Origin of the sequence: Methanobacterium spitsbergense (assembly GCF_019931065.1) — an archaeon.
Taxonomy (GTDB): domain Archaea; phylum Methanobacteriota; class Methanobacteria; order Methanobacteriales; family Methanobacteriaceae; genus Methanobacterium_B; species Methanobacterium_B spitsbergense.
Genome location: NZ_JAIOUQ010000009.1, coordinates 259,453 through 281,652 on the forward strand (window position 1 = coordinate 259,453; position 22,200 = coordinate 281,652).

The 22,200-nt window shown below is 36.1% G+C and carries 32 protein-coding genes and 1 pseudogene; 29 read left to right on the plus strand and 4 right to left on the minus strand.

Annotated elements, in window-relative coordinates:
• Nucleotides 1–12 precede the first annotated feature (12 nt).
• The gene (locus tag K8N75_RS09225) at nucleotides 13–1,497 is read right to left on the minus strand and encodes an acetyl-CoA carboxylase biotin carboxylase subunit (protein WP_223791770.1); all 1,485 of its coding nucleotides are present in this window, start codon (nucleotides 1,495–1,497) and stop codon (nucleotides 13–15) included.
• A gap of 262 nt (nucleotides 1,498–1,759) precedes the next feature.
• On the opposite strand from K8N75_RS09225, the gene K8N75_RS09230 reads away from it, so the two are divergent.
• The 3 genes from K8N75_RS09230 (at nucleotide 1,760) to K8N75_RS09240 (ending at nucleotide 4,191) form a co-directional block, all read left to right on the plus strand.
• Nucleotides 1,760–2,377 carry an METTL5 family protein gene (locus K8N75_RS09230; RefSeq protein ID WP_048191048.1) on the plus strand — a complete coding sequence of 206 codons (618 nt, stop codon included), beginning with the start codon at nucleotides 1,760–1,762 and terminating at the stop codon, nucleotides 2,375–2,377.
• A 233-nt stretch (nucleotides 2,378–2,610) separates the two neighbouring features.
• Nucleotides 2,611–3,264, plus strand: coding sequence for a hypothetical protein (locus K8N75_RS09235; protein ID WP_223791771.1), 654 nt, complete (start codon nucleotides 2,611–2,613; stop codon nucleotides 3,262–3,264).
• A 63-nt stretch (nucleotides 3,265–3,327) separates the two neighbouring features.
• On the plus strand, nucleotides 3,328–4,191 hold the full coding sequence (locus K8N75_RS09240) for a hypothetical protein (protein WP_223791772.1): 864 nt from the start codon (nucleotides 3,328–3,330) through the stop codon (nucleotides 4,189–4,191).
• Nucleotides 4,192–4,258: 67 nt separating this feature from the next.
• Here K8N75_RS09240 and gad read toward each other — a convergent pair whose 3' ends face one another.
• From gad to K8N75_RS09255, 3 genes are all read right to left on the minus strand, one after another.
• Nucleotides 4,259–5,662 (minus strand): glutamate decarboxylase, encoded by a 1,404-nt coding sequence (gad, locus tag K8N75_RS09245; protein WP_223791773.1) that lies wholly within the window; start codon nucleotides 5,660–5,662, stop codon nucleotides 4,259–4,261.
• 80 nt (nucleotides 5,663–5,742) lie between these two features.
• Complete coding sequence (locus K8N75_RS09250) at nucleotides 5,743–6,588, minus strand: potassium channel family protein (RefSeq protein WP_223791774.1); 846 nt, start codon at nucleotides 6,586–6,588, stop codon at nucleotides 5,743–5,745.
• Nucleotides 6,589–6,697: 109 nt separating this feature from the next.
• Nucleotides 6,698–7,210: a DUF308 domain-containing protein gene (locus K8N75_RS09255; RefSeq protein WP_223791775.1), complete on the minus strand. Its 513-nt coding sequence runs from the start codon at nucleotides 7,208–7,210 to the stop codon at nucleotides 6,698–6,700.
• A gap of 224 nt (nucleotides 7,211–7,434) precedes the next feature.
• On the opposite strand from K8N75_RS09255, the gene K8N75_RS09260 reads away from it, so the two are divergent.
• The 26 genes and pseudogenes from K8N75_RS09260 to rpmD all read left to right on the plus strand — a co-directional run bounded on the left by K8N75_RS09260 (nucleotide 7,435) and on the right by rpmD (nucleotide 22,091).
• Nucleotides 7,435–7,800: a hypothetical protein gene (locus K8N75_RS09260; RefSeq protein ID WP_048191043.1), complete on the plus strand. Its 366-nt coding sequence runs from the start codon at nucleotides 7,435–7,437 to the stop codon at nucleotides 7,798–7,800.
• A 124-nt stretch (nucleotides 7,801–7,924) separates the two neighbouring features.
• Nucleotides 7,925–8,524 (plus strand): nitroreductase family protein, encoded by a 600-nt coding sequence (locus K8N75_RS09265; protein WP_223791776.1) that lies wholly within the window; start codon nucleotides 7,925–7,927, stop codon nucleotides 8,522–8,524.
• Between the two features lie 417 nt (nucleotides 8,525–8,941).
• The gene (locus K8N75_RS09270) at nucleotides 8,942–9,766 is read left to right on the plus strand and encodes a putative RNA uridine N3 methyltransferase (protein ID WP_223791777.1); all 825 of its coding nucleotides are present in this window, start codon (nucleotides 8,942–8,944) and stop codon (nucleotides 9,764–9,766) included.
• A 172-nt stretch (nucleotides 9,767–9,938) separates the two neighbouring features.
• Nucleotides 9,939–10,949, plus strand: coding sequence for a 50S ribosomal protein L3 (rpl3p, locus tag K8N75_RS09275; RefSeq protein WP_223791778.1), 1,011 nt, complete (start codon nucleotides 9,939–9,941; stop codon nucleotides 10,947–10,949).
• 21 nt (nucleotides 10,950–10,970) lie between these two features.
• Nucleotides 10,971–11,753: a 50S ribosomal protein L4 gene (gene rpl4p, locus K8N75_RS09280; protein ID WP_223791779.1), complete on the plus strand. Its 783-nt coding sequence runs from the start codon at nucleotides 10,971–10,973 to the stop codon at nucleotides 11,751–11,753.
• Between the two features lie 18 nt (nucleotides 11,754–11,771).
• Nucleotides 11,772–12,029 (plus strand): 50S ribosomal protein L23, encoded by a 258-nt coding sequence (locus K8N75_RS09285; protein ID WP_048191039.1) that lies wholly within the window; start codon nucleotides 11,772–11,774, stop codon nucleotides 12,027–12,029.
• Nucleotides 12,030–12,101: 72 nt separating this feature from the next.
• Nucleotides 12,102–12,827, plus strand: coding sequence for a 50S ribosomal protein L2 (locus K8N75_RS09290; protein WP_048191038.1), 726 nt, complete (start codon nucleotides 12,102–12,104; stop codon nucleotides 12,825–12,827).
• A 55-nt stretch (nucleotides 12,828–12,882) separates the two neighbouring features.
• Complete coding sequence (gene rpsS, locus K8N75_RS09295) at nucleotides 12,883–13,296, plus strand: 30S ribosomal protein S19 (RefSeq protein ID WP_223791780.1); 414 nt, start codon at nucleotides 12,883–12,885, stop codon at nucleotides 13,294–13,296.
• A gap of 12 nt (nucleotides 13,297–13,308) precedes the next feature.
• A complete protein-coding gene (gene rplV / locus K8N75_RS09300; protein WP_048191036.1) occupies nucleotides 13,309–13,770 on the plus strand; it encodes a 50S ribosomal protein L22 in 462 nt (153 codons plus the stop codon).
• 5 nt (nucleotides 13,771–13,775) lie between these two features.
• Nucleotides 13,776–14,582, plus strand: a pseudogene (locus K8N75_RS09305) (30S ribosomal protein S3); the annotation flags it as partial.
• 255 nt (nucleotides 14,583–14,837) lie between these two features.
• On the plus strand, nucleotides 14,838–15,044 hold the full coding sequence (rpmC, locus tag K8N75_RS09310) for a 50S ribosomal protein L29 (RefSeq protein WP_048191034.1): 207 nt from the start codon (nucleotides 14,838–14,840) through the stop codon (nucleotides 15,042–15,044).
• 5 nt (nucleotides 15,045–15,049) lie between these two features.
• Complete coding sequence (yciH, locus tag K8N75_RS09315; protein ID WP_048191033.1) at nucleotides 15,050–15,388, plus strand: stress response translation initiation inhibitor YciH; 339 nt, start codon at nucleotides 15,050–15,052, stop codon at nucleotides 15,386–15,388.
• A gap of 58 nt (nucleotides 15,389–15,446) precedes the next feature.
• Nucleotides 15,447–15,728, plus strand: coding sequence for a ribonuclease P protein component 1 (gene rnp1, locus K8N75_RS09320; protein ID WP_223791781.1), 282 nt, complete (start codon nucleotides 15,447–15,449; stop codon nucleotides 15,726–15,728).
• 108 nt (nucleotides 15,729–15,836) lie between these two features.
• A complete protein-coding gene (locus tag K8N75_RS09325) occupies nucleotides 15,837–16,157 on the plus strand; it encodes a 30S ribosomal protein S17 (protein ID WP_223791782.1) in 321 nt (106 codons plus the stop codon).
• 2 nt (nucleotides 16,158–16,159) lie between these two features.
• Nucleotides 16,160–16,558: a 50S ribosomal protein L14 gene (locus K8N75_RS09330; RefSeq protein ID WP_048191030.1), complete on the plus strand. Its 399-nt coding sequence runs from the start codon at nucleotides 16,160–16,162 to the stop codon at nucleotides 16,556–16,558.
• Between the two features lie 18 nt (nucleotides 16,559–16,576).
• Nucleotides 16,577–16,930, plus strand: coding sequence for a 50S ribosomal protein L24 (rplX, locus tag K8N75_RS09335; RefSeq protein WP_223791783.1), 354 nt, complete (start codon nucleotides 16,577–16,579; stop codon nucleotides 16,928–16,930).
• 1 nt (nucleotide 16,931) lies between these two features.
• A complete protein-coding gene (locus K8N75_RS09340; RefSeq protein ID WP_048191028.1) occupies nucleotides 16,932–17,657 on the plus strand; it encodes a 30S ribosomal protein S4e in 726 nt (241 codons plus the stop codon).
• Nucleotides 17,658–18,164 carry a 50S ribosomal protein L5 gene (locus K8N75_RS09345; RefSeq protein ID WP_223791784.1) on the plus strand — a complete coding sequence of 169 codons (507 nt, stop codon included), beginning with the start codon at nucleotides 17,658–17,660 and terminating at the stop codon, nucleotides 18,162–18,164.
• 8 nt (nucleotides 18,165–18,172) lie between these two features.
• Nucleotides 18,173–18,316, plus strand: a complete 144-nt coding sequence (locus K8N75_RS09350; protein WP_081882648.1) for a 30S ribosomal protein S14 — start codon at nucleotides 18,173–18,175, stop codon at nucleotides 18,314–18,316.
• A 12-nt stretch (nucleotides 18,317–18,328) separates the two neighbouring features.
• Nucleotides 18,329–18,721: a 30S ribosomal protein S8 gene (locus tag K8N75_RS09355; protein ID WP_048191026.1), complete on the plus strand. Its 393-nt coding sequence runs from the start codon at nucleotides 18,329–18,331 to the stop codon at nucleotides 18,719–18,721.
• A 9-nt stretch (nucleotides 18,722–18,730) separates the two neighbouring features.
• Nucleotides 18,731–19,264: a 50S ribosomal protein L6 gene (locus K8N75_RS09360; protein WP_048191025.1), complete on the plus strand. Its 534-nt coding sequence runs from the start codon at nucleotides 18,731–18,733 to the stop codon at nucleotides 19,262–19,264.
• A 14-nt stretch (nucleotides 19,265–19,278) separates the two neighbouring features.
• Nucleotides 19,279–19,626, plus strand: coding sequence for a 50S ribosomal protein L32e (locus K8N75_RS09365; protein ID WP_223791785.1), 348 nt, complete (start codon nucleotides 19,279–19,281; stop codon nucleotides 19,624–19,626).
• A 312-nt stretch (nucleotides 19,627–19,938) separates the two neighbouring features.
• The gene (locus tag K8N75_RS09370; protein ID WP_223791786.1) at nucleotides 19,939–20,385 is read left to right on the plus strand and encodes a 50S ribosomal protein L19e; all 447 of its coding nucleotides are present in this window, start codon (nucleotides 19,939–19,941) and stop codon (nucleotides 20,383–20,385) included.
• Between the two features lie 15 nt (nucleotides 20,386–20,400).
• On the plus strand, nucleotides 20,401–20,979 hold the full coding sequence (locus tag K8N75_RS09375; RefSeq protein ID WP_223791787.1) for a 50S ribosomal protein L18: 579 nt from the start codon (nucleotides 20,401–20,403) through the stop codon (nucleotides 20,977–20,979).
• Nucleotides 20,979–21,626: a 30S ribosomal protein S5 gene (gene rpsE, locus K8N75_RS09380; RefSeq protein WP_223791788.1), complete on the plus strand. Its 648-nt coding sequence runs from the start codon at nucleotides 20,979–20,981 to the stop codon at nucleotides 21,624–21,626. Before K8N75_RS09375 ends, rpsE begins: the two co-directional genes overlap by 1 nt.
• Nucleotides 21,627–21,635: 9 nt before the next feature.
• Entirely contained in the window at nucleotides 21,636–22,091 is a 456-nt protein-coding gene (gene rpmD / locus K8N75_RS09385; RefSeq protein ID WP_223791789.1) for a 50S ribosomal protein L30, read from the plus strand.
• The last annotated feature ends 109 nt before the right edge of the window (nucleotides 22,092–22,200 follow it).

The following is a 22,200-nucleotide window of genomic DNA, read 5'->3' on the forward strand; positions in this document are numbered from 1 at the left end:
CTTACCAGTATTCTATTCGGTTTTTTTAATTGAATCGGCCATATAACTTGATACAGCAGCAGATACTGCAGCAACCTTTCTAGAAGGTAAAAATGTAGATTTAAGACGAGCTTCCATCTCTTTATCCTTCTGGATAACTTTTTCAATATTTTCAATAATCTCATTTTTGTACTGATCAACAAAGTGGGTATGTAAGCTTGCATCCTTGAAATGTTGATTGGACATCATTGATTTGTGAAATGGAATGGTTGTTTTAACACCAAGAATTATATATTCTGATAGGGCCCTCTGCATACGTGCAATTGCTTCGTTACGGGTTCTTCCCCATACAATGAGTTTGGATATCATTGAATCATAATATGGAGGTATTGTATAATTGTTGTAAACACCACTATCTACCCTAACACCATTACCACCAGGAGAACGATAACCAGTAATTTTACCAGGATTGGGTGCAAAATCATTAAGTGGATCCTCTGCATTTATTCTGCATTCAATGGCATGACCTCTAACCGATATTTCATCTTGAGCACAGCATAATTCTTTACCTGAAGCTATTTTAAGCTGTTCTTTAACAAGATCAACTCCAGTTATTACTTCGGTTATAGGATGTTCCACCTGAATTCTGGTATTCATTTCCAAGAAGTAATATTCACCATCTGAATATATGAATTCTACTGTACCTGCATTTGTATATCCTATGGATGATGCAGCCTTCACAGCAGTGCCGCCCATTTCATTTCGGAGTTCTTCGGTCATTATAGGGGAAGGAGCTTCTTCAATAAGTTTCTGATGCCTTCTTTGAATTGAACATTCTCTGTCAGCTACATGTATGGTGTTTCCGTGTTCATCTGCAAGTATCTGGAATTCTATGTGTCGGGGTTCTTCAATATATTTCTCAACGTAAACAGTTGAATCACCAAATGCAGATGCAGCAACAGACTGTGTGGATTCTATGGCTCTTACAAGTTCGTCTTCTTCGTAGACAGTTCTCATACCAATTCCACCACCACCAGCAGATGCTTTAATAATAACAGGATAACCTATGGCTTCCGCCATTTTAGCTGCTTCTTCGGCTGTTTCTATTCTTTTGCTGGCACCAGGTATTACAGGAACTCCTGCTTTTTTCATGAGCTTTTTAGAAGTTATTTTACTTCCCATTTCTTCAATAACCCGTCCACTAGGGCCTACCAATTTTATTCCATGTTTTTCACATTCTTCTCCCAGAAGGGAGTTTTCTGCTAGAAATCCATATCCGGGGTGTATTGCTTCGGCTCCTGATTTAAGCGCTACATCAATTATTTTATCAATATTCAAATAACTTTTAGCAGGTGCAGGTTCACCAATATTGTATGCTTCGTCGGCGTATTTTCTAAAAAGAGAGTTTTTATCTGCATCGGAGTATACTGCAATACTTTTAATATCTAGTTCTCTGCACGCTCTCATTACTCTTATTGCGATTTCACCACGATTGGCAATTAAGACCTTTTTAAACATGATATCCTTCCTTGAGAATTTTATTTCCCATATTACAAGTTTATTAGATTTAAAATCTTTTTTTAACTAATTATTATATATTTATTTTTATTTGAACTGTGTAATAAATTTTATATTTTCATTTCCATTACCAAACCTTGTTTATAAATGAGTTGTTATGAATATTTCTATTAACACGTTAAAGCAAATTATAATATCCCTAAATATATTATCATAATTCGAAAATAAATACATTAAATTATTGATTACAAGATGAGATTAAATGTTCACAAAAAAAAGACAACTCGAAATGGTTTTACAGGATATTCCATACCATGAAAGTCCAAAAATAAATCTTGAACAGTATTCAACACCTTCTGTTATAGCTGCAGATGTTCTATGGAATGCAAATTCAATTGGTGATATTAAGGGCATGAAGGTAGTAGATCTTGGTTGTGGAACAGGTATCTTTGCAATTGGATCTGCACTTTTGGGTGCTGAAGAATCTGTTGGTGTGGATATTGATATTGATGCAATCTCAATTGCAAATTCACAGGCGGAAAAACTGGGTGTTAAATCTAAAACAAATTTTGTAACAAGTGACATTAAGGATTTCCATGAAACTGCAGATACAGTAATACAAAACCCTCCATTTGGGGCTCAAAAAGCTAACAGGAAAGGAGCTGACCGATTGTTCATAATAAAAGCCCTTGAAATTGCTCCTGTTGTTTATTCATTTCATATTGGGGAAACAGAGGAATTTATCACCAATTTCTTCAAAAAAGAAGGAGCAACCATATCTCATGCGTTTCACTATACCTTTCCAATACCTCGGACATATGATTTCCATACAAAGGATAAGGTAAATGTGAAGGTAGTGCTACTAAGAGCAGAAATATAGTGGGGTAATGTTTAGAGAAGGTTATAAAATAAATTAATGAATTTCATATATTTATTTCAACTTTTCTAATCGAATTTGAATACTCAATTTTCGGTATGATTTTTACTTTTTATTAAAACTAACATTATCTAATGTAAAAATTATTTAAACCCAAAACTTATTTCTAATAATCAATATTATATTTAGTAAACTAAAAGAAGATTTATTGTAAAATTATGGGGGTTTATGGAATTTTGTATCCTAAAGAAGAAGAGTTAGAAACCAAAATAAATGATATGAGTGATGATACCTATCTTTTAGAAAATGTTAAGAAAGAATTAGAAAAAACTAAAATGAAACTGGATCAGACTGATACTGAATTAAAAAGGTCACGTGGATTAATTAAAGAAAAAGAATTAACCTTAGAGGAATTAAAACAAAAATATCACTCACATATCCATAAACTAAATTTACAGATCAATAAATTATCTTCAGATCTATACGAAATGGGGTATCTAAATCATAAAGGGAGAACCATTAAACAAAGACTTGAAACAAAATTTTATATGGTTTATCTTCTTACAAAAAAGAAAAATAGAGGCATTAAAAATGCAATAATCAATATTAGAGGTTATAGAGCAATAAAAAATAAGCAATTATTAGATATTGGATACTACCTGAAAAATAATCCTGATGTCAGATCATCTGGTGATGATCCTATAATGCAATATATATATTACGGGTACAAGGAAGGTAGAAAACCAAACCCCAACTTTGATGGAGATTATTATATTAAAGAAAATGCTGATTTAAAGAACTTAAATATAAATCCATTGGTACATTATGGTTTGTATGGAATAAAGGAAGGAAGAAAAACTATTAATAAATCTCAAACTAAACAAAAGTAGAATTATATCTAGTCATTTATCTAATTTTTTATTAATGAAATAATAGGAAAAATGGGGGATCAATTGAAGGAAAAGAAATTAATCTGTAATATTCCCTCACTTGATCTACCAGAAGGATGGTCATGTATTAAAGCAGAGGGCATAGGGCCATTTGTAACAAAGGCTATACTTAAACATCCTAATGGATCTCATATAGGATGGGCTTCAAGAGATCATCGTAAACATCACAATCTTTTAGACAGCGATACCAAATCCACATGGTGGGCACCTAAAGCAATAGGATGGTGGGTTGGTGTGATCTTTGCAATAGGCGCTGTATGTTTTACATTGGGTTCATCACCAGTCTATCCCAAAATTGTTGGTAATAACCTGGATGGAATGACTTTTTTTATTGGGTCATTATTTTTCACAACAGCAGCCCTAGCTCAGTATATTGAAACAATAAATGCACGTCAAACTCCTAAAGGTTTAAAATTAAAGGAAAAAATACGTTTATTTACATGGGAACCAAGAAGAATTGATTGGTTGGCTGTAGTTGTCCAGTTTATTGGAACAATATTTTTCAATATCAGTACTTTTTATGCACTGAACAGCTTAATGACTGTCCAACAGATAAACAGTCAAGTATGGACTCCTGATGCATTTGGATCAATATGCTTTTTAGTTGCAAGTGGACTTGTTTGGATAGAAGTAGGACACTCCCTATTCTCCTGGAAAATCGGAAGTCTTTCATGGCAAATAGCAGCTTTAAACCTAATAGGGTCAATAGCATTTGGTATTTCTGCAATTTCCGCATTCATACTTCCACTAACAGGCAATCCTGTCAATATAACTCTTGTTAATCTTGGAACATTTACAGGTGGTCTATGTTTCTTAATAGGTGCATTACTACTACTTCCAGAACGTACCCATCCTGAAAAAATCTGATTCAAAAAGAATAAAAAAAAAATTTATTAAATTTATTTTCGCTAAAAAAAATAACTGAATTATTTTTCTAATAAAGCAGTGTTGGATTTTCTTTTTTATCAATTATCTCTTTTCTTTCTTCACTGGACTGATTGAGCTTTTCAATTGATTCCATTATATCGTCAAAGAACATTTCAACCATATCTTTACTAAAACTTTCTTTTACAACCATTCTTAAAACAGCAATGTCATTGGCATTTGGTGGAAGTGTGTAAGCAGGTACAATCCATCCCTTCTGTCTAAGCTTTTCAGAAAGATGAAATGCATTAAATTCACAGTTTTGAAGCTCTACAGCTACCAGTGGAAATATTACTCTCTTATTTATTATCTTGAAATTACCAGTAGCCTCAAGTTTTGAAGCAAGATAACGTGCATTTTCTTGCATATTCTTCATAATATCTGTATAACCTTCTATTCCCAGCCTTATGAAGTTATAGTACTGTGCAATAATTGTACTACTGCCTTTTGAAAAATTTAGGGAGTAGTTGGGCATGAGCCCTCCAAGATAATTTATATTAAAAATAAGCTCTTCTGGCAGGTCACTTTTATCTTTAAATATTAACCAACCAATACCAGGATATACTAACCCATATTTATGGCCTGATACATTTATGGATCTTACTTGTTCCAACCTGAAATCCCATTGTAGATCCGGAATAAGGAATGGTAGAATAAATCCTCCACTTGCACCATCAACATGTATGGGTATGTCCCATCCTTTGGTTTTCTTAATTTCTAATAATGCAGTGTTAATTTCTTCTATTGGATCCATCTGCCCCGTGAATGTTGTTCCAACCACCGCACCAACTGCAATAGTGTTTTCGTCAATTTCTGCTACTACATCCTCTGCTGTTATGGTGTATATATCTTCCCGTAGAGGTATGAGTTTAAGTTCTACATCGAAGTATCGTGCAAATTTTTCCCATACAGTATGAACATCTGCACCCATTACTATGTTGGGTTTATCAACTGATTTGCCTTCGGCTTCTCTTCTTTTTTTCCAAGTCCATTTATGGGCGAGAAGTCCCAGCATTATAGATTCTGAAGAACCTATTGTTGCACTTCCAACTGATTTACAATCATTTGGGGCGTTGAACAGTCTTGCAAGCATGTTTACAACCCTGTCTTGTATTACTTCTGTTTGGGGGTATTCATCGTTGTCAACATAGTTTTTTCCGATGCTTTCCATTATCAAGAGATCTGCTTCAGGTTCCATCCAAGTGGTAACAAAACTTGCTAAGTTCAGAGAAGGATTACCATCAAGATTCAATTCATCGTGTATAATTTGGTAGGCTGCCCTTGCAGGCATACCAGTTTTTGGCATTTCATATTTGGGTACGCTTTTTGCGAAATAACGGCTACCATAGGTTGTTGTGAATTCCCTTTCTGACTCATCCATTTCATCCAAATTTTTTTTATCTGATAAAAACATTCCCAATCCCCCTAAATATTTGCATTATTCTTTTAAATCATGTTTTACCTTAAGTAAATTTATTTACAAACAAATATTATTTACTTTTTATTTTTTATAATTTCCTTTAAACTCTCGATTTCCGATTTCATATCTTCTATGTTCATATTGATATCATTTATTTTATCAAGTTCATCTAAACGGGTGTTAATATGGTTAAGTTTTTCATTTACAGTTTTCACATTGGAACTGGTTTTTTCTGCAAGTATCTCTGTTCCCTTTCTGAACTTCTCTATCAAAGAAAAGGTTGCAACAGAAGTTACAATACTTGTAAGTATAAGAGCGCTAAACATGGACATTACACCCATAAGCCTACCTATACCTGTTACGGGAATTATATCCCCATAACCAACAGTGGTAATTGTTTGAAGAACAAACCAGATGGAATCATCGTAAGTTGCAACTTCTGGATTTATACCATGTTCTGCTGTGTAAAATACATAGGAACAGAAAAAGAAAATCACAAGGAAGAAGGCCAGTGCATAATCAAGACGTGTTTTTTCCTGATATTTTATGGCTTCTGAACCAATTTTCTGTATGAATAAATACATTGCAACCAGTTTTATCACTATAAATATCTTGATAAAAATATGGGGATATGTCATTCCAAATTCTGATGCAATAAAATAGATTGGAATAAATGCAATGATATCTGTCCAGTTATTTTTAAGAAAATCGACTTTAGAAGTTTTATTTACTTTAATTTTCCAAATAAACACCAACAGAATGATAAGAGATACCAATAAATCGATTAAACCCATATTATGGAGGGTTGATGCCCTTAAATTCATTGATATTACAATTAAAAAGAGTAGTATCCCATCAATTATCATCAATACAATGAGTATGTTCTGCCATAATATACTCGGCCTGTTTCTTGCATTCATAATATTATCTAGAACAGTTGAAGCATAAATTTGTTTTTAAATGAGTTCTAAAAAAAATAAGATTAAAAAAAAAAAATGTAAGAAATTTTTGGTTGTATTCAAATACTGATTATTTATCTGTTTTAGGGGCATTGATCATTTCTGGTGCGATTATTTCTATTATTCCTGCTATAATTAGGAATGCACCTATCATAGCGGCTAATACTAATGGATTGGCGGCATATGTACCTATTATAACAAAAAGGATACCAATTATAATGCCTAAAGCTCCTGTTGCTTTTCCTTTAAGTCCTTCTCCAGAGATTAGTGATGTTATTCCAGCTAATGCTATGAAAAATCCAACAACATATAATGCTATAAATGTAAAGAATTCAAATGCTTTAATATCTCCAATAAATACTATACCCATCATTATAGTAAATACAGCAACAATTAATCCGGCTGCACCAGCTGCTAAACTATCATTTTTCAAACTTTTTATTAAAATCCAGATACCAATAAATATAATTCCAATACCTGCAATAGCATTAACAGTAAAAATGCTGATTAATGGGAACACAATAACTATTATACCCAGCAATATTCCTAGTATACCTAGCAATAAATTTTTTTCATTGACCATTTATTCTTCCTCCATTAATTTAATATTTAATAATCACATTTCTAATACTCATAATGTAAGTTTTTTTCCAAATTAAAATATAATAATATGATTTTTCACTGGTATTGATGCAATATTATTTTTTAGGTGAAGAAAATCCTTAAGAAAATCCTTAATTAAAAGAAAATTATTATTCCCATGGAATCATATATTATATAGTATAAAAATTATGGAGATGATTGGATATGGCAGATGAAAATCCTTTAGGGGAATTAATTATACCTGTTGAAGGTTTGTTAAAGGAAGAGTTACAACAAGAAATAGAAGAAAGAATAGCATTTACCGTTGAAAATCTTTACCACCTTGATAATGAGCTTGATGTATTTGTTCAACTGGTTAGAGATAATGTGGAGACAAATAAAGAATCTCCTGATAATTTAATAACACTGTATAACTACTTGGATGAGATGTGGAGTGTGCTCATCACCAACGATCTTCGGGATGTTTTACTTGACACTTTATCTATAGTTCAGGAACGTAAACATGAACTTGAAGAAATACTCGAAGAACTCGAGGAAACCCTTGAAAACCAGGAAGTTTCTGAGGATTAATTATTTAAAAGATAAAATAAACTGGAACAAGGTTATCGGCTTTAACAAATCCAAATTGAAATAAAAATATCTCATATTTTTTTTTAAATATAATTCAATGTCTATGAAATACGGGAGTGAGTAAATGGAGTTTAAAGAGTTATTAATGTCTAGATATGCTACTAAGAAATTTGATGGTAAAATAATTGATGAAAATAAATTAGAGCAGTTATTTGAGATGATACGTTTTGCACCATCTGCACTGAACATACAACCATGGAAGATCAAAGTTGTTACTGATGTGGAAACTAAGAAAAAATTATCTGCAGCTTCAATGGAACAGGCTCAGATCATCACATGTTCCCACTTACTTGTATTTTGTGCCAATACAGATCTGGATGGAAATGCTCAAAAGACCCTCAATTTAATGAAGAAGGCCGGTGTTCCCGAAGAAAATTTAGAACAATTCCAAATGATTATGAATATATTTCTAAGTAACTTTGACAGTGAAACTGGAGTTAATGAAGCTCAGTGTAATGTGTTTATAGCGGCCATTACAGCTATTTATGCAGCCAAATCTCTCGGTATTGATTCATGTCCAATGCAGGGATTTAATAATGAAGAATATTCAAAAATTCTAGAAATTCCATCTAGTCTGGTGCCAACCATATTGGTTCCTATTGGATATCCTGCAGATAAACAAATGCCCAAATTAAGATTCACTAAAGAAGAAATATTCTTCTAATACTATTTTTTTTATTTTTAATAGAATAACTGATAATTTGATGTACAAAAAAGGTATAAAATTAGTTTTTTAGTATTCCCTTTTTTGGGATCATAATATCATGATATAATCATAATATCATGATATATAATTTAGACCTAAATTCATTATTAATATTAAATATCAACCATCAGACTTTTGATTTTAACAAATTATCTTTATAATATTGTATTGCATTAAAATCTAAAAAAATTGAGTATATATGCTAAGACTTACATACTATAACTAATCTCTTTTCAAACAAGTTTTTAAGAGGGATTTTAAGCTTCTTTCGTTACTCAAATAGAAAAATTCTTGGTAAATATTGTTAGAGGGGTTTTAATCAATTGTAAAATGTCCTCCATATAGTATATAAGCCAGGAAAACAAACATTAAAAGATGGAAAGAAAGCGTTTATCAATTTTCGTTCCAGCATCAATATTATCTGAAACGAAAGATTTAAGAATAAAAACATATAAAATTGGACTGATTGGAAGATCTGCAGCCATATTCAAGGCTGACAGAATCGTTATTTACAGCGATAATTCAGACAAAGAAGAGGTAAAGTTTATTAGTGATGTACTCACTTATATGAATACGCCTCAATACCTTAGAAAAAGGGTATTTCCTATAACAAGGGAGCTCCGAAATGTCGGCATTCTTCCGCCACTTAGAACTCCCCATCACCCAACTGGAGAACTCAGTGAAGGTGACTACAGACAGGGATTGACATTAAAACGGACTAAGAAAGGTACCGTAGTGGATATCGGTGCTGATAGGAATGCGCTTTGTAAAGAAAAACTAAGCGTAAATAAGGTTATGAGCTTTAAGGTAGTAAAGTTCGGGAAGGAAATAGTAATAGATCCTGATGTACCTGATTTCTATTGGGGATATAAAGTATTGTCCACCAATAAGAACCTGTACGAAAGCATACGTACATTGAAACCAGGACCAGATTTGGTCATTGGAACTTCAAGGTATGCTACGCCCATCACTTCTGTTTTAGAGGAAGTAAAAGATAGATTAAAGGGTTCCAAACACACAGCAATTTTGTTTGGTGGTCCTTATTCTGGCCTAGATGAACTTATTTCTAGTCAGAATGAAAAAGAAATTATAGATCTCGAAGTTAACACAGTCCCTTCACAGGGAACTAAAACTGTACGTACTGAAGAAGCAGTTTTAGCGACTTTATCTGTATTTAACTTGCTTTTAAACACTGAGTAACAAACAAATATATTTGTGTTTAATTTGCTCTAGATGTAGCTAATCAACTTTATCTGCGTTTGACGTTTCAGACGTAGTTATCAACTTTATCTGTGTTTAACTTGCTCTTAAACCAGATTTACAAAAATTAACTCTGATATTTGGAAAATTAGTTTATTAAGGAGGTAAAATTATGAGTAGACATCACCAACCAAGAAGTGGATCAGTGGCATTCAGTCCTAGAAAGCGAGCTGCCAAAGAAACACCAAAAATAAGATCATGGCCTGAAACCGAAGAAGCTTGTCTCTTAGGATTTCCAGGATACAAAGTGGGAATGACCCATTTAACCATGCTCGACAACGTTAAAAACTCACCAACCGAAGGAATGGAAGTATCTTCCCCTGTAACTATAGTGGAAACACCACCTGTAGTTGTAATGGGTATACGTGCCTATAAAAAAGACACGCGTGGGTTAAAAACAATGACTGACATCATGGCAACTGGTCTTCATGAGGATCTTGCAAGGAAAATAACCTTGCCTAAGAAAGACGATGCCGATGCAAAATTGGATGAATTGAAGGAAAAACTTGATGAAGTAGAGGATATACGGGTGCTTATACACACCAAACCAAGACTCACAAGTGTTCCAAAGAAGAAACCAGAAATAATTGAATGTGGAATAGGCGGTAAATCCGTTGAAGATAAACTTGAATTTGCACAAAGCGTACTAGGAAAGGAAATCAACCCTGGAGACTCATTTTCAGACGGTGAACATGTAGATACCATAGCCGTTACCAAGGGTAAAGGATTCCAAGGGCCTGTTAAAAGGTTCGGTATCAGAATCCAGTACGGAAAAGCAGCAAGAAGCAGTAAAGGACGTCACGTGGGTTCAATTGGGCCATGGACACCTGCAAGAACCATGTGGACAGTTGCAATGGCTGGTCAGATGGGATACCATAAAAGGACTGAATACAACAAGAAAATCCTAAAAATTGCTGAATCCTCCCAGGTGGATGAGGTAAACCCAAAAGGTGGGTTTGTTAAATATGGACTAGTTAAAAATGGCTACGTTGTATTAAAAGGCTCAATACCAGGACCATCAAAAAGACTTGTAATGCTTAGAAAAGCTGTAAGGCCAATAGGCAAACATAACGATGCACCAAATATTACATACATAAGCACAGCTTCAAAACAGGGAGTTTAAACTTAATAAAGAGTGATTTAAATGGAGAAGATCAAAGTTTATTCATTGGAAGGCGAAGTCGTCGAAGAGATTGAACTTCCTGAAATTTTCATGGAAGTGTTCAGACCCGACCTTATAAAAAGGGCGGTTATATCATCACAAACAGCTAGGATACAGCCATGGGGAACAGACCCAAAGGCAGGTAAAAGAACAACAGCTAAATCCTTTGGTTCAGGCCGTGGTGCAGCAATGGTTCCACGTGTTAAAGGATCAAGACACCCTGCAGGTTCAAAGGCAGCATTCATACCACAGGCAACTGGTGGTAGAAAGGCACACCCACCTAAGACAGAGAGGATCATACACGAGAAGATCAACAGAAAGGAAAGAAGACTCGCAATAAGATCAGCTGTCGCAGCAACCGCAAACAGAGAAATGGTTGAAGGTAGGGGCCATAAAATAGCGAACATAGACCAAATACCATTTGTTATTGGTGACGAACTCGAAACAGTTAAAAGAACTAAAGAAACCCGTGAAATATTCGAAAAACTTGGTTTAATGGACGATGTTACAAGAGCTAAAACAGGTCGAACAATAAGAGCTGGAAGAGGTAAAATGAGGGGTAGGAAATACAAAAATCCAAAAGGCCCCCTAGTGGTAGTTGGAGAAGATAAGGGTATTAGCCTCGGCGCAAGAAACCATGCAGGTGTAGATGTTGTTGTTGTGAACAATCTCAACGCAGAACTCCTGGCTCCCGGAACACATCCTGGTAGACTCACTATTTACACAAAATCAGCTGTAGAAAAGTTAGGAGAACTTTTCAAGTAATTAAAAGGGGTAGTGAAAATGGATCCTTACGCAGTAATAATAAAACCACATCTAACAGAAAAGAGTATGAATTCAATTGATCAGAAGAATGAATTAACCTTTGTAGTTCGCAGAACTGCCAATAAAACAGTGATAAAGTCCGCATTTGAGGATCTTTATGCTGTTAAAGTTGAAAGGGTTAACACCCAGATATTAAAGGGACAAAAACTGGCCTACATAAAACTGGCTGCAGAACACAGTGCAGAGGATATAGCAGTTAAAATGGGAGTATTCTAGGTATTATTCTTATCATAACTATATCATGTTAAATCCAGTATGGACACTTAACACCCCAACGGAGGAAATAAAATGGGAAAACGATTAATAATCCAGAGAAGAGGAAGAGGAACTCCTACTTACAAGAGTGCATCACACCGATTCAGGGGAAAAATAGCCTACAGATCCTATGATGATCTTGAAAAGGAAGGCTGTCTGAAGGGTAAAGTAAAAGATATTATACACGACCCTGGTAGAACAGCTCCTGTAGCACTTGTAAAATTTGAAAATGGAGAAAAAAGTCTTATTTTAGCACCTGAAGGAATACAGATTGATGATGAAGTTGCATGTGGAATTTCAGCACCAATTAACCCTGGAAACTCATTACCACTAGCAGAGATTCCTGAAGGTACACCACTTTACAACTTAGAAAAACATCCTGGTGATGGCGGTAGATTCGTTAGATCATCAGGAACTTACGCTTCTTTAATAACACACGATGTTGGTAAGGCAATTGTTGAATTACCATCAGGTGAATTAAAGGCATTCAACCCCCGCTGCAGAGCCACCGTAGGTGTCGTTGCAGGTGGAGGAAGAAAGGAGAAACCATTCCTTAAGGCAGGTAATAGATACCATGCACTTAAAGCCAAGGGTAAGAAGAACGTCAGTGTCAGAGGAGTGGCAATGAACGCAGTGGATCACCCGCATGGTGGAGGAAACAGGCAGCATCCTGGTAAACCTACAACAATATCAAGACATGCACCAGCAGGAAGAAAGGTCGGTTCAATAGCAGCTAGCAGAACCGGTAGAAGGAGATAATTCTCCATTAAATTAATGAATAAAACGGATAAAAAAAGGATTAGGAGGAGACTAATTGGCAAGAAAAGTATTTAACTATCGCGGTTACACATTGGAAGAACTGCAGGACATGCCACTGGACAATGTTATACAACTATTACCATCAAGGCAGAGAAGATCCCTCAAAAGAGGATTTTTGCCTAGGCAAAAGAAGGTTCTGGAGAAGATAAGGAAGATCAAAAAAGATGGACCTAGAAAGGATGGTAGGCCACAGATAATAAAAACACACTGCAGAGACATGATTGTACTTCCTGAAATGGTTGGAATGACCTTCGGAATCTACAGTGGAAAGGAATTTGTTAATGTAACTATTCAACCAGAAATGATTGGATGTTACTTTGGTGAATTTGCAATCACTAGACAGAGGGTTCAGCACGGAGATCCAGGTATGGGTGCAACAAGATCATCCATGTTTGTGCCGCTTAAATAAGGAGAAGTTACAATGGCGAAGATCGAATACGCTTATCAAGATGAGTACAAAGGAAAAACAGCAAAGGCTGCAGGGAAAGCTCTTAAGATTTCCCCAAAGCATTCTGTTGAGATATGCCGTACCATAAGGGGAATGCACCTCGACGATGCAAAGGAATTCCTAGAGAGAGTTATGAAAAAAGAAACTCCTGTACCATTTAAAAGACACAATAAAAAAGTAGGACATAAAAGAGGGCTTGTAGGATGGCCAACAGGACGTTACCCAGTAAAAGCAGCTGAACATATACTTCAGGTACTGGATAACGCCGAGGCAAATGCAGAATACAAGGGCCTAAATACAGAAGACCTTAAAATAGTTCATATATCCAGCCACCGCGGTTACATCATAAGGGGATGGACTGCAAGGGCATTTGGAAGGGCTAGTCCATTTAACACACCAACAACCCATATACAAGTAGTTCTAGGGGAGGCATAGATTCAATGATTGAAAAGGATTTCGTAACAGAAGGACTTAAAAGAACAAGAATAGACGAATACCTTGAAAACGAGCTTGAAAGGGCAGGTTACGGTGGAATGGAAATTCAAGTAACTCCTCTCGGTACAATGGTTGTTGTTTACGCAGAAAGACCAGGTATGGTAATAGGACGAGGTGGAAAAACCGTCCGAAGCATAACCCAAAATCTTAAAACCGGTTACGGTCTCGAAAACCCTCAAGTAGAGGTTAAAGAGGTCGACATACCAGAACTCAACCCTAAGATAATGGCACATAAAATAGCTGCCATGCTCCAGAGGGGAATGCATTTCAGGAGAGTTGCTTACACTGCACTACGTAGAATTATGGGCGCAGGAGCCCAGGGTGTAGAAGTAACCATCTCTGGTAAAATAAGGGGTTCAAGATCTGCATGTGCCAAATTTTCAGATGGTTACATCAAAAAATGTGGAGAACCATCCATCAGATTTGTGAGACATGGATTTGCAACAGTACAACTCAAGCCAGGTGTTCTTGGAATTAACGTTCGAATAATGCCTCCAGATGTAGTTTTACCAGATAAAGTTGAAATCTTACAGATTGAAATTGAAGAACCTGTTGTTGAAAAAACTGTTGAAGTAGAAGCAACACCAGATAAGATGGAAACAGTTGAAAGTGTTGTGGAAGAAATTGTTGAAGAAGCAGCAGAAGAATCAGCAGAAGTAGACATCATCGAAGAAGCAGTAGAAGAACTGGAAGAAGTTTCAGAGGAACCAGAAACAATAGAAGAGGCTCCAGTTGAAAAAGCATCTGAAGAACCAGAAGCTGAAACCACTGAAGAAGCTCCAGTTGAAGAATCATCTGAAGAATCTGTAGAGGAAAAAGCAAAAGCTGAAACCACTGAAGAGGCTCCAGTAGAAGAGGAATCTGAAGAAGAAACCAAACCTGAAGATGATGATGAATCCAAAACTCAGGAAGCTTCTAAAACAGAAGAAACCACTGAAAAGGGCGATAAATCAGAATAAACTATAATCTGTGTGAAATTATCACAAGTTATAAAAGGATGTAGAGAAATGGTAATATTAAGAAGCAAGGAAATACGGGTAATGGAGATGGATGAGATCCAGAAGAAACTGGATGAACTCAAAGCTGAACATTCTAAGAATATCTCAAAGAGTGCCGCTGCAGGGGTTTATGAAAATCCAGGTAAAATAAAGGAACTTAAACGAACAATCGCACGTGTCCTTACCATAATGAATGAAAAACAGCAGGAGAAATAAAATCGATGAAAGTCTGTGAGATATGCGGTCTTCCTGAAGAACTTTGCGTCTGCGAGGAGATAGCCAGAGAAATTCAAAAGGTAAAGGTCTATACAGTTAGAAGAAGATTCGGAAAACTGATGACCATTGTTGAGGGTATAGATGAGCACGATATTGATATAAAGGAACTAACAAAGGAACTTAAGGCAAAATGTGCCTGTGGAGGAACAGCCAAAAAAGGCCAAATCGAACTTCAAGGTGACCATAAAAGAAGGGTCAAAGAAGTTCTGGCTAACATGGGCTTTTCTTCAGACACCATCGAGATAAAAGACAGAGAAGATAGGGGAAGAAAAAGACGCAGATAGAAACATGGAAAATTTCTATGTTTTTGCCTATGTCTTACCATAAATTCCATGGTGGAACATGATAACTCCACAAAACATATTCCGGCACGAACTTGTGGGACTGAATGTTGAGGTTGTTAAAAGCTCACATGAAGGTTTTACAGGAATCAAAGGAGAAGTTATCGACGAAACAAAAAACACCATTAAGGTGGAGGATGTTGAGGGATGTGAAAAAATCATCCCTAAAAACGTTGTAACTTTTCAATTCACACTGCCAGATAATACGGTTGTTGAAATTGACGGAAGCATAATCGTTGCTCGCCCTGAAGACAGAATTAAAAAGAAATTCAGAAAGTTTTGAAAGCATGCAATAAAAACAATCAATCTCATGGAACATACTCATAAAAAATTCAACAATAAAATTTTAAATTGTATATTAATAAAATAAAAGGACATATCAGGTGATAAAATGGTTGGTATCGATGTTAAAGAACCAAAAATAGAATGTGATGATCCCAACTGTCCCTTTCATGGAACCCTCCCAGTGAGGGGTCAAATTCTTGAAGGAATAGTTACAAGTGATAAGGCAGAAAGGACCATTACAGTAGAAAGGAGTTATTATAAATTCATCAGTAAATACGAGAGATATGAAAAAAGGAAATCAAAGATTAGCGCTCACAAACCTGACTGTTTTGAAGTTAAGATTGGAGACTCTGTTAAAATAGCAGAATGCAGACCTTTGAGCAAAACCAAACATTTCGTATTGGTGGAAGTTAAGGGAGAAGAGTAAAAATGAAGGCAATTACCTCCAACGTTACAAAAGCACTCCCAATAGGTGCAAGATTACAGTGTATAGACAACACCGGTGCAAGGGAAGTAGAAATCATAGCAGTTAAAGGATACAAGGGTGTTAGAAGAAGATTAGCACCTGCCGGTGTCGGTGACATGATTGTAATTACTGTTAAAAAAGGTACCGTTGACATGAGAAAAGAGGTCACAACAGCTGTTGTGGTCAGACAGAAAAAAGAATTCAAAAGGGCTGACGGCTTAAGAATCAAATTTGAAGATAACGCTGCAGTGATAGTAAGTCCTGAAGGTGTGCTTAAAGGTTCAGAAATAAGGGGACCTATAGCAAAGGAAGCTGCTGACAGATGGCCTGCTATTGGAAGTGCTGCCAGCATCATAGTATAAAATTAAAGGTGATAATATATGTCAACACAGCCAAGAAAACAGAGGAAATTTATTTATAAGGCACCATTACACATACGCCATAAATTAATGAGCGTAACACTTGCTGAAGAACTCAGGGAGCAGTACAGTAGAAGATCTCTTCCTGTTAAAAAAGGTGACACAGTAAAGGTTATGCGTGGCGATTTCAAGGACCACGAAGGAAAAGTTGAAAAAGTGGACCTTAAAAATTATCGTGTCATGATTGAGGGTATGTCAGTACAGAAACCCGATGGTAACAAAGTCTACCATTCAGTTCATCCATCAAATTTGATGATCATTGAACTCGATATGGAAGACAATGAAAGAAACGATATAGTAGAGAGGAAGGGATAACATGGCAAAGATGGGATCAAGAAAACATCTTAAACGATTCAAATCACCAGTGCACTGGCCCATTCACCCTAAAGAGGATAAGTGGACTGTAAAACCAAGTGCAGGACCACATGCAATTGAGGAATCATTACCATTACTCATTGTTGTAAGGGACATTTTAAAGGTTGCAGACAATGCAAGGGAAGCAAAAATAATCATCAACAACGGTGATATACTTGTGGACGGCCGTGCAAGAAAGGATTACAAATTTCCAGTGGGATTCATGGATGTAATTTCATTACCTAAAGCTGAAAAGGTTTACAGGGTACTTCCAGATCACAAGGGAAGACTCATACTGCATCCAATAAGCAAGGAAAATGCAGAATTTAAACTATGTATGATCACAGATATATCCACAATAAAAGGTGGTAAAACACAACTCAATCTCCACGATGGAAGAAACTCCGTTGTTGAAAAAGCATACAGTTCTGGAGATGTTGTTGTTGTGGAAATTCCAGATCAAACAGTTACCGATCACATAAAATTCGAAAGTGGTACAGTCGGTCTCATTACTGGTGGTAAACACATAGGAGAACTTGGTAAAGTTAAAGAAATCAACATAACCAAATCATCCAAACCAAACACTGTAGAGATAGAGACAGACGATGGAACATTTCTAACACTAGCAGACTATGTATTTGTTCTTGGAACAGATAAGCCAGTTATTTCACTACCTGGGGGCAAGTAAATGAACCAGATGGAAGGCGTGAAAATAGCAAAGGCAACAGTGAACATTGGAGTCGGCGAAAGTGGAGAAAGACTTGCAAGGGCTGAGCAACTCCTAGTAAACATCACAGACCAGAAACCGGTAAGAACCATAAGTAAGGTCACCAACCCTGAATTTGGAATAAGGAAGGGACAGCCAATAGCATGTAAAGTTACACTCAGAAATGAAAAAGCTGATAAAGCTGTTAAAATGGTACTTGATGGAATTGGAAACAGGTTAAAAGCCAGCCAGTTTGATGTGCAAGGTAATGTTGCATTCGGTATAGAAGAGCACATTGACATTCCAGGAATGCGTTACGATCCTGATATAGGTATATTTGGTATGAACGTTGCAGTAACCTTTGAAAAACCAGGTTACAGGATTAAAAGAAGAAGGATCCAGCACAAAAAAGTTCCAAGTAAACACCAGGTCACGAAAGAAGAGACAATGGAATTCATGAAGAAAGAATTCCAGGTTAATATAGAATAGGTGATAAATTGCCAAGAAAATACGGAAAAGCTTCAAGGAAATGCAGCAGATGTAATGATCATTCAGCTTTAGTCAGAAGGTACAATCTTATGTTGTGCAGACAATGCTTCAGAGAACTTGCAGCTAGAATTGGATTTAAAAAATATAACTAAGAGGTGTATAATTTGACTCTTATGGATCCTCTTGCAGATGCACTTACAAACATGAGAAACAACGAGATGCAGGGAAATAAAAGATGTACAATCCGACCCGCATCCAAGATGATTGGCCATGTTTTAAGGACAATGCAAAAAGAAGGATATATCGGTGAATTTGAATTCGTCGACGATGACAAAGCAGGACAGTTCATGGTCGAATTAGAAGGAAACATAAACAAGTGCGGTGTAATAAAGCCAAGACACGCCGTTAAGAAAGATGAATTTGAAAAATTTGAAAAGAGGTTTCTACCATCCAAAAACTTTGGAACAATTATATTAACAACCCCCGAGGGTATTATGACTCACAGGGAAGCCAAAGAAAAGGGTATTGGCGGTAGATTACTCGTATATGTTTACTAAGGTGATAAAATGGCTCAAGTAACGATTCTTAGGGAGGAAATCCCAATTCCAGAAGGAATAGATGTCACAGTAGACAAAGCAGTGACCGTTAAAGGATCAAAGGGAACTCTAACACGGAACTTCAACAATAAATCCATCCAGATTAAAGTAGAAGATGAAAAAGTAGTGGTTGAAGCACGCTTCCCTAAAAAGAAGGATAAAGCCATGTTAGGAACCATAAGATCCCATATCAGGAACATGATCATAGGATTAACAGATGGGTTTACTTACAATATGAAAATTGTTTACGCTCATTTCCCAATGACAGTTAAAACTGCTGGAAATAAAATTACCATCGAAAACTTCCTTGGTGAAAGGCATCCAAGATCATCTAAAATAGTTGGGGATGTTAAAGTCCAGATTAAAGGTGACGAAGTTATAGTCAGCGGAATTAACAAGGAACATGTTGGGCAGACAATGGCCAACATGGAACAGGCTACAAAAATAAAGGGAAGAGACCCAAGGGTGTTCCAGGATGGAATATACCTTGTTAGCAAGGAATAAACGGTGATCCCATGATGATAAGAAAAACCAAAAAACCAAACTTCAAAAGACAAGAATGGTTCAGGTACAAAAAACTCGGGGAAACATACAGGAAACCCAAGGGTAAAACAAGTAAAAGAAGAAGATATGAGGCACGAAAGCCGGCTATGCCCGCTATTGGTTACAGAACCCCAAGAAATTTAAGGGGACTTCACCCTTCAGGATTCGAAGATATTCTTGTCTGCAATGTTGCAGAACTTGAAAAACTGGATCCAAGTACTCAGGCAGGTAGGATCAGCTCCACTGTAGGTACCAGAAAGAAGATAACCATGCTTGAAAAGGCAAGGGAACTTAAAATAAAAATCTTGAACAAGGGGCTTTAAACCAAATTTCAATGGTTTAAGGAGTTATTTAAATACATTTTCAGTAGAATTGAAAAAAAATGTGTAGAACATTAAATTGATCAATGAAAACTGAAGATGTCAAATTAATAAATAACCAGCAGCATTGCGAAGGGAAAAGATTGTGCAAAATCATGAAAATAAATGATTTGCAAAAATGCAAAAAAAGTCGTTTTAACGACTATATAGATTCAAAAAAATCCTGAAGATCCAATGAAATATATTAATTTCATTGAAAAAAATTTTCAGGTAAAATGTTGATCAAACTTAAATGTTTGATGTGGAGGTTTCTTTATGAATCTTACTACTCAAAAGAGATTAGCTGCAGACATACTCAAAGTAGGAGTTAACAAGGTCTGGATAGACCCTGAAACTGTTGAAGAAGTATCACGGGCTATTACTAGAGAAAGTGTTAAACAGTTGATAGACAGCGGAGCCATAAAAGCTAAGCCAAAAAAAGGAATAAGCAGCTTCAGATCAAAGAAAATTGCGGAACAAAAAAGTAAAGGTAGAAGGAAAGGTAGGGGTAGCATAAAAGGAGCTAAAGGAGCTCGTAACCCTAAGAAAAAAGCATGGATGACTACGATAAGGGCTCTCAGAACTGATTTGAAAGATATGAGGGAAAACAGGGAAATTAATAAAACAACCTATCGTAAACTTTACAGAATGGCCAAAGGCGGAGCATTTAGGAGTAAATCCTATATGAAAACATACGCTAGGGATCATGACTTGCTCAGATAAGACGGGGGAATGAAATTGGCACAAAGTTCAAGATATAAACTCGCATTTAAAAGAAGAAGAGAAGGAAAAACAGATTACAGGGCAAGACTGAACCTTATAGGATTAGATAAGTCTAGATTGGTTGTAAGAATTACAAACCAGCATACAATAGCCCAAATAATTAATGTTAATGTGGATGGGGATGAAACCATTGTTTCTGCACATTCAAATGAACTTAAAAAAATGGGATGGTTAGGAAGTGGAAAGAACACTTCTGCAGCATATTTAACAGGATTTTTAGTTGCTAAAAAAGCACTGAAAGCTGGAATAGAAAATGCTGTATTAGACATAGGCCTTAAATCCTCAACCAGGGGTGCAAAAATATTTGCAGTTCTCAAGGGAGCAGTTGATGGAGGACTCAATGTACCTCACAACGATGTAATATTACCTGTTGATGAAAGGATAAGGGGAGAACATGTTGCAGCATATGCTGAATCCCTAAGTGATGAAGAGGTGGAGAAAAAGTTTTCACAGTACATTAAAAATGGACTATCTCCAAAAGACCTCCCTGATCATTTTGAATCAATAAAACAGAAGATTGAGGAAGGGGTATAATGGCAAATAATTACACTAAAGAAGAATTTGTACCAAAAACCCAGTTAGGGCATTTGGTTAAAGAAGGCAAAATAACAGATATCGATGAGATCTTTGAGAAAGGCCTTCCAATAATGGAACTGGGAATAGTAGACACACTACTACCCGACCTTGAAGAAGAGGTCATGGATGTAAACCTTGTTCAGAGAATGCATAAGTCTGGTCGTAAAGTTAACTTCAGAGTTATTGTAGCTGTTGGAAATAAAAATGGTTACGTAGGACTTGGACAGGGAAAAGCCAAAGAGGTAGGACCTGCAATAAGAAAAGCAGTAGACAATGCTAAATTTAACATTATAAAAGTTAGAAGAGGCTGCGGTGACTGGGGATGTGTCTGTGGTAGGGAACACACAGTACCATTCAAAATTGAAGGTAAAAAAGGAAGTGTTCGTGTCACCCTAATACCAGCACCTGGTGGAGTAGGTCTAGCAATAGGAAATGTTGGAAAAACGATCCTAGGACTAGCAGGTATAGACGATGTATGGTCCCAAACAATGGGCCAAACACAGACAACCATAAACTTTGCAGGAGCAGTTTTCGAAGCACTTAAAGAACTGAGCAAAGTAAAAGCAACTACCAGAGACCTCAAAAATCTAGGATGTATAGTATAAGGTGATAACATGATCGCAGCAGTAAGAGTGAGGGGCAGAACCGGTGTAAAGAAAGGTATACAAGACACCATGTCCATGTTAAAACTCACAAGAATCAACCACCTAGTCCTCCTACACGAAGATCCAACTTACAAAGGAATGTTAGTGAAGGCAAAGGACTACATCACCTGGGGAGAAATTGATGAGGAAACAATTACCCAAATCATAACCAAACGTGGAAAACTCTCAGGTAATGTTAATGTTACAGAAGAATATATTAAAGAAAACACAGATTTCTCTTCAATAGAAGAACTTGCAAAGGCTGTTGTAGCTGGAGAAGCTACTGTTGAAGATGCTGGAATAAAACCAGTTTTCAGACTACATCCTCCAAGGAAAGGATACGAAGCAACCAAACAAAGCTTTAAAGAAGGAGGAAGCCTGGGAAACAGGGGAAATATTAACGAACTTGTTGCAAAGATGATCTAAAACAAACCTTTTTAAAAGGTTTAAATCATATCTTTGTTAAAATATTTCTACAACAAATTAAATATCCCCCAAAATTTTACCAGAAATTCTACTTACAAATATCATCAAG

Bases quoted from the DNA above. Each gene is read 5' to 3' on its own strand.
- rpl3p (WP_223791778.1), top strand. From the start codon at position 9,939: ATGAGTAGACATCACCAACCAAGAAGTGGATCAGTGGCATTCAGTCCT.
- K8N75_RS09370 (WP_223791786.1), top strand. From the start codon at position 19,939: ATGAATCTTACTACTCAAAAGAGATTAGCTGCAGACATACTCAAAGTA.
- K8N75_RS09270 (WP_223791777.1), top strand. From the start codon at position 8,942: ATGGAAAGAAAGCGTTTATCAATTTTCGTTCCAGCATCAATATTATCT.
- K8N75_RS09230 (WP_048191048.1), top strand. From the start codon at position 1,760: ATGTTCACAAAAAAAAGACAACTCGAAATGGTTTTACAGGATATTCCA.
- K8N75_RS09290 (WP_048191038.1), top strand. From the start codon at position 12,102: ATGGGAAAACGATTAATAATCCAGAGAAGAGGAAGAGGAACTCCTACT.
- K8N75_RS09285 (WP_048191039.1), top strand. From the start codon at position 11,772: ATGGATCCTTACGCAGTAATAATAAAACCACATCTAACAGAAAAGAGT.
- K8N75_RS09225 (WP_223791770.1), bottom strand. From the start codon at position 1,497: ATGTTTAAAAAGGTCTTAATTGCCAATCGTGGTGAAATCGCAATAAGA.
- K8N75_RS09340 (WP_048191028.1), top strand. From the start codon at position 16,932: ATGGCAAAGATGGGATCAAGAAAACATCTTAAACGATTCAAATCACCA.
- K8N75_RS09365 (WP_223791785.1), top strand. From the start codon at position 19,279: ATGATAAGAAAAACCAAAAAACCAAACTTCAAAAGACAAGAATGGTTC.
- K8N75_RS09265 (WP_223791776.1), top strand. From the start codon at position 7,925: ATGGAGTTTAAAGAGTTATTAATGTCTAGATATGCTACTAAGAAATTT.
- rplV (WP_048191036.1), top strand. From the start codon at position 13,309: ATGGCGAAGATCGAATACGCTTATCAAGATGAGTACAAAGGAAAAACA.
- rpmD (WP_223791789.1), top strand. From the start codon at position 21,636: ATGATCGCAGCAGTAAGAGTGAGGGGCAGAACCGGTGTAAAGAAAGGT.
- rpl4p (WP_223791779.1), top strand. From the start codon at position 10,971: ATGGAGAAGATCAAAGTTTATTCATTGGAAGGCGAAGTCGTCGAAGAG.
- K8N75_RS09250 (WP_223791774.1), bottom strand. From the start codon at position 6,588: ATGAATGCAAGAAACAGGCCGAGTATATTATGGCAGAACATACTCATT.
- rpsE (WP_223791788.1), top strand. From the start codon at position 20,979: ATGGCAAATAATTACACTAAAGAAGAATTTGTACCAAAAACCCAGTTA.
- gad (WP_223791773.1), bottom strand. From the start codon at position 5,662: ATGTTTTTATCAGATAAAAAAAATTTGGATGAAATGGATGAGTCAGAA.
- K8N75_RS09330 (WP_048191030.1), top strand. From the start codon at position 16,160: ATGAAGGCAATTACCTCCAACGTTACAAAAGCACTCCCAATAGGTGCA.
- yciH (WP_048191033.1), top strand. From the start codon at position 15,050: ATGAAAGTCTGTGAGATATGCGGTCTTCCTGAAGAACTTTGCGTCTGC.
- rnp1 (WP_223791781.1), top strand. From the start codon at position 15,447: ATGATAACTCCACAAAACATATTCCGGCACGAACTTGTGGGACTGAAT.
- K8N75_RS09255 (WP_223791775.1), bottom strand. From the start codon at position 7,210: ATGGTCAATGAAAAAAATTTATTGCTAGGTATACTAGGAATATTGCTG.
- rpmC (WP_048191034.1), top strand. From the start codon at position 14,838: ATGGTAATATTAAGAAGCAAGGAAATACGGGTAATGGAGATGGATGAG.
- rplX (WP_223791783.1), top strand. From the start codon at position 16,577: ATGTCAACACAGCCAAGAAAACAGAGGAAATTTATTTATAAGGCACCA.
- K8N75_RS09260 (WP_048191043.1), top strand. From the start codon at position 7,435: ATGGCAGATGAAAATCCTTTAGGGGAATTAATTATACCTGTTGAAGGT.
- K8N75_RS09345 (WP_223791784.1), top strand. From the start codon at position 17,658: ATGAACCAGATGGAAGGCGTGAAAATAGCAAAGGCAACAGTGAACATT.
- K8N75_RS09325 (WP_223791782.1), top strand. From the start codon at position 15,837: ATGGTTGGTATCGATGTTAAAGAACCAAAAATAGAATGTGATGATCCC.
- K8N75_RS09360 (WP_048191025.1), top strand. From the start codon at position 18,731: ATGGCTCAAGTAACGATTCTTAGGGAGGAAATCCCAATTCCAGAAGGA.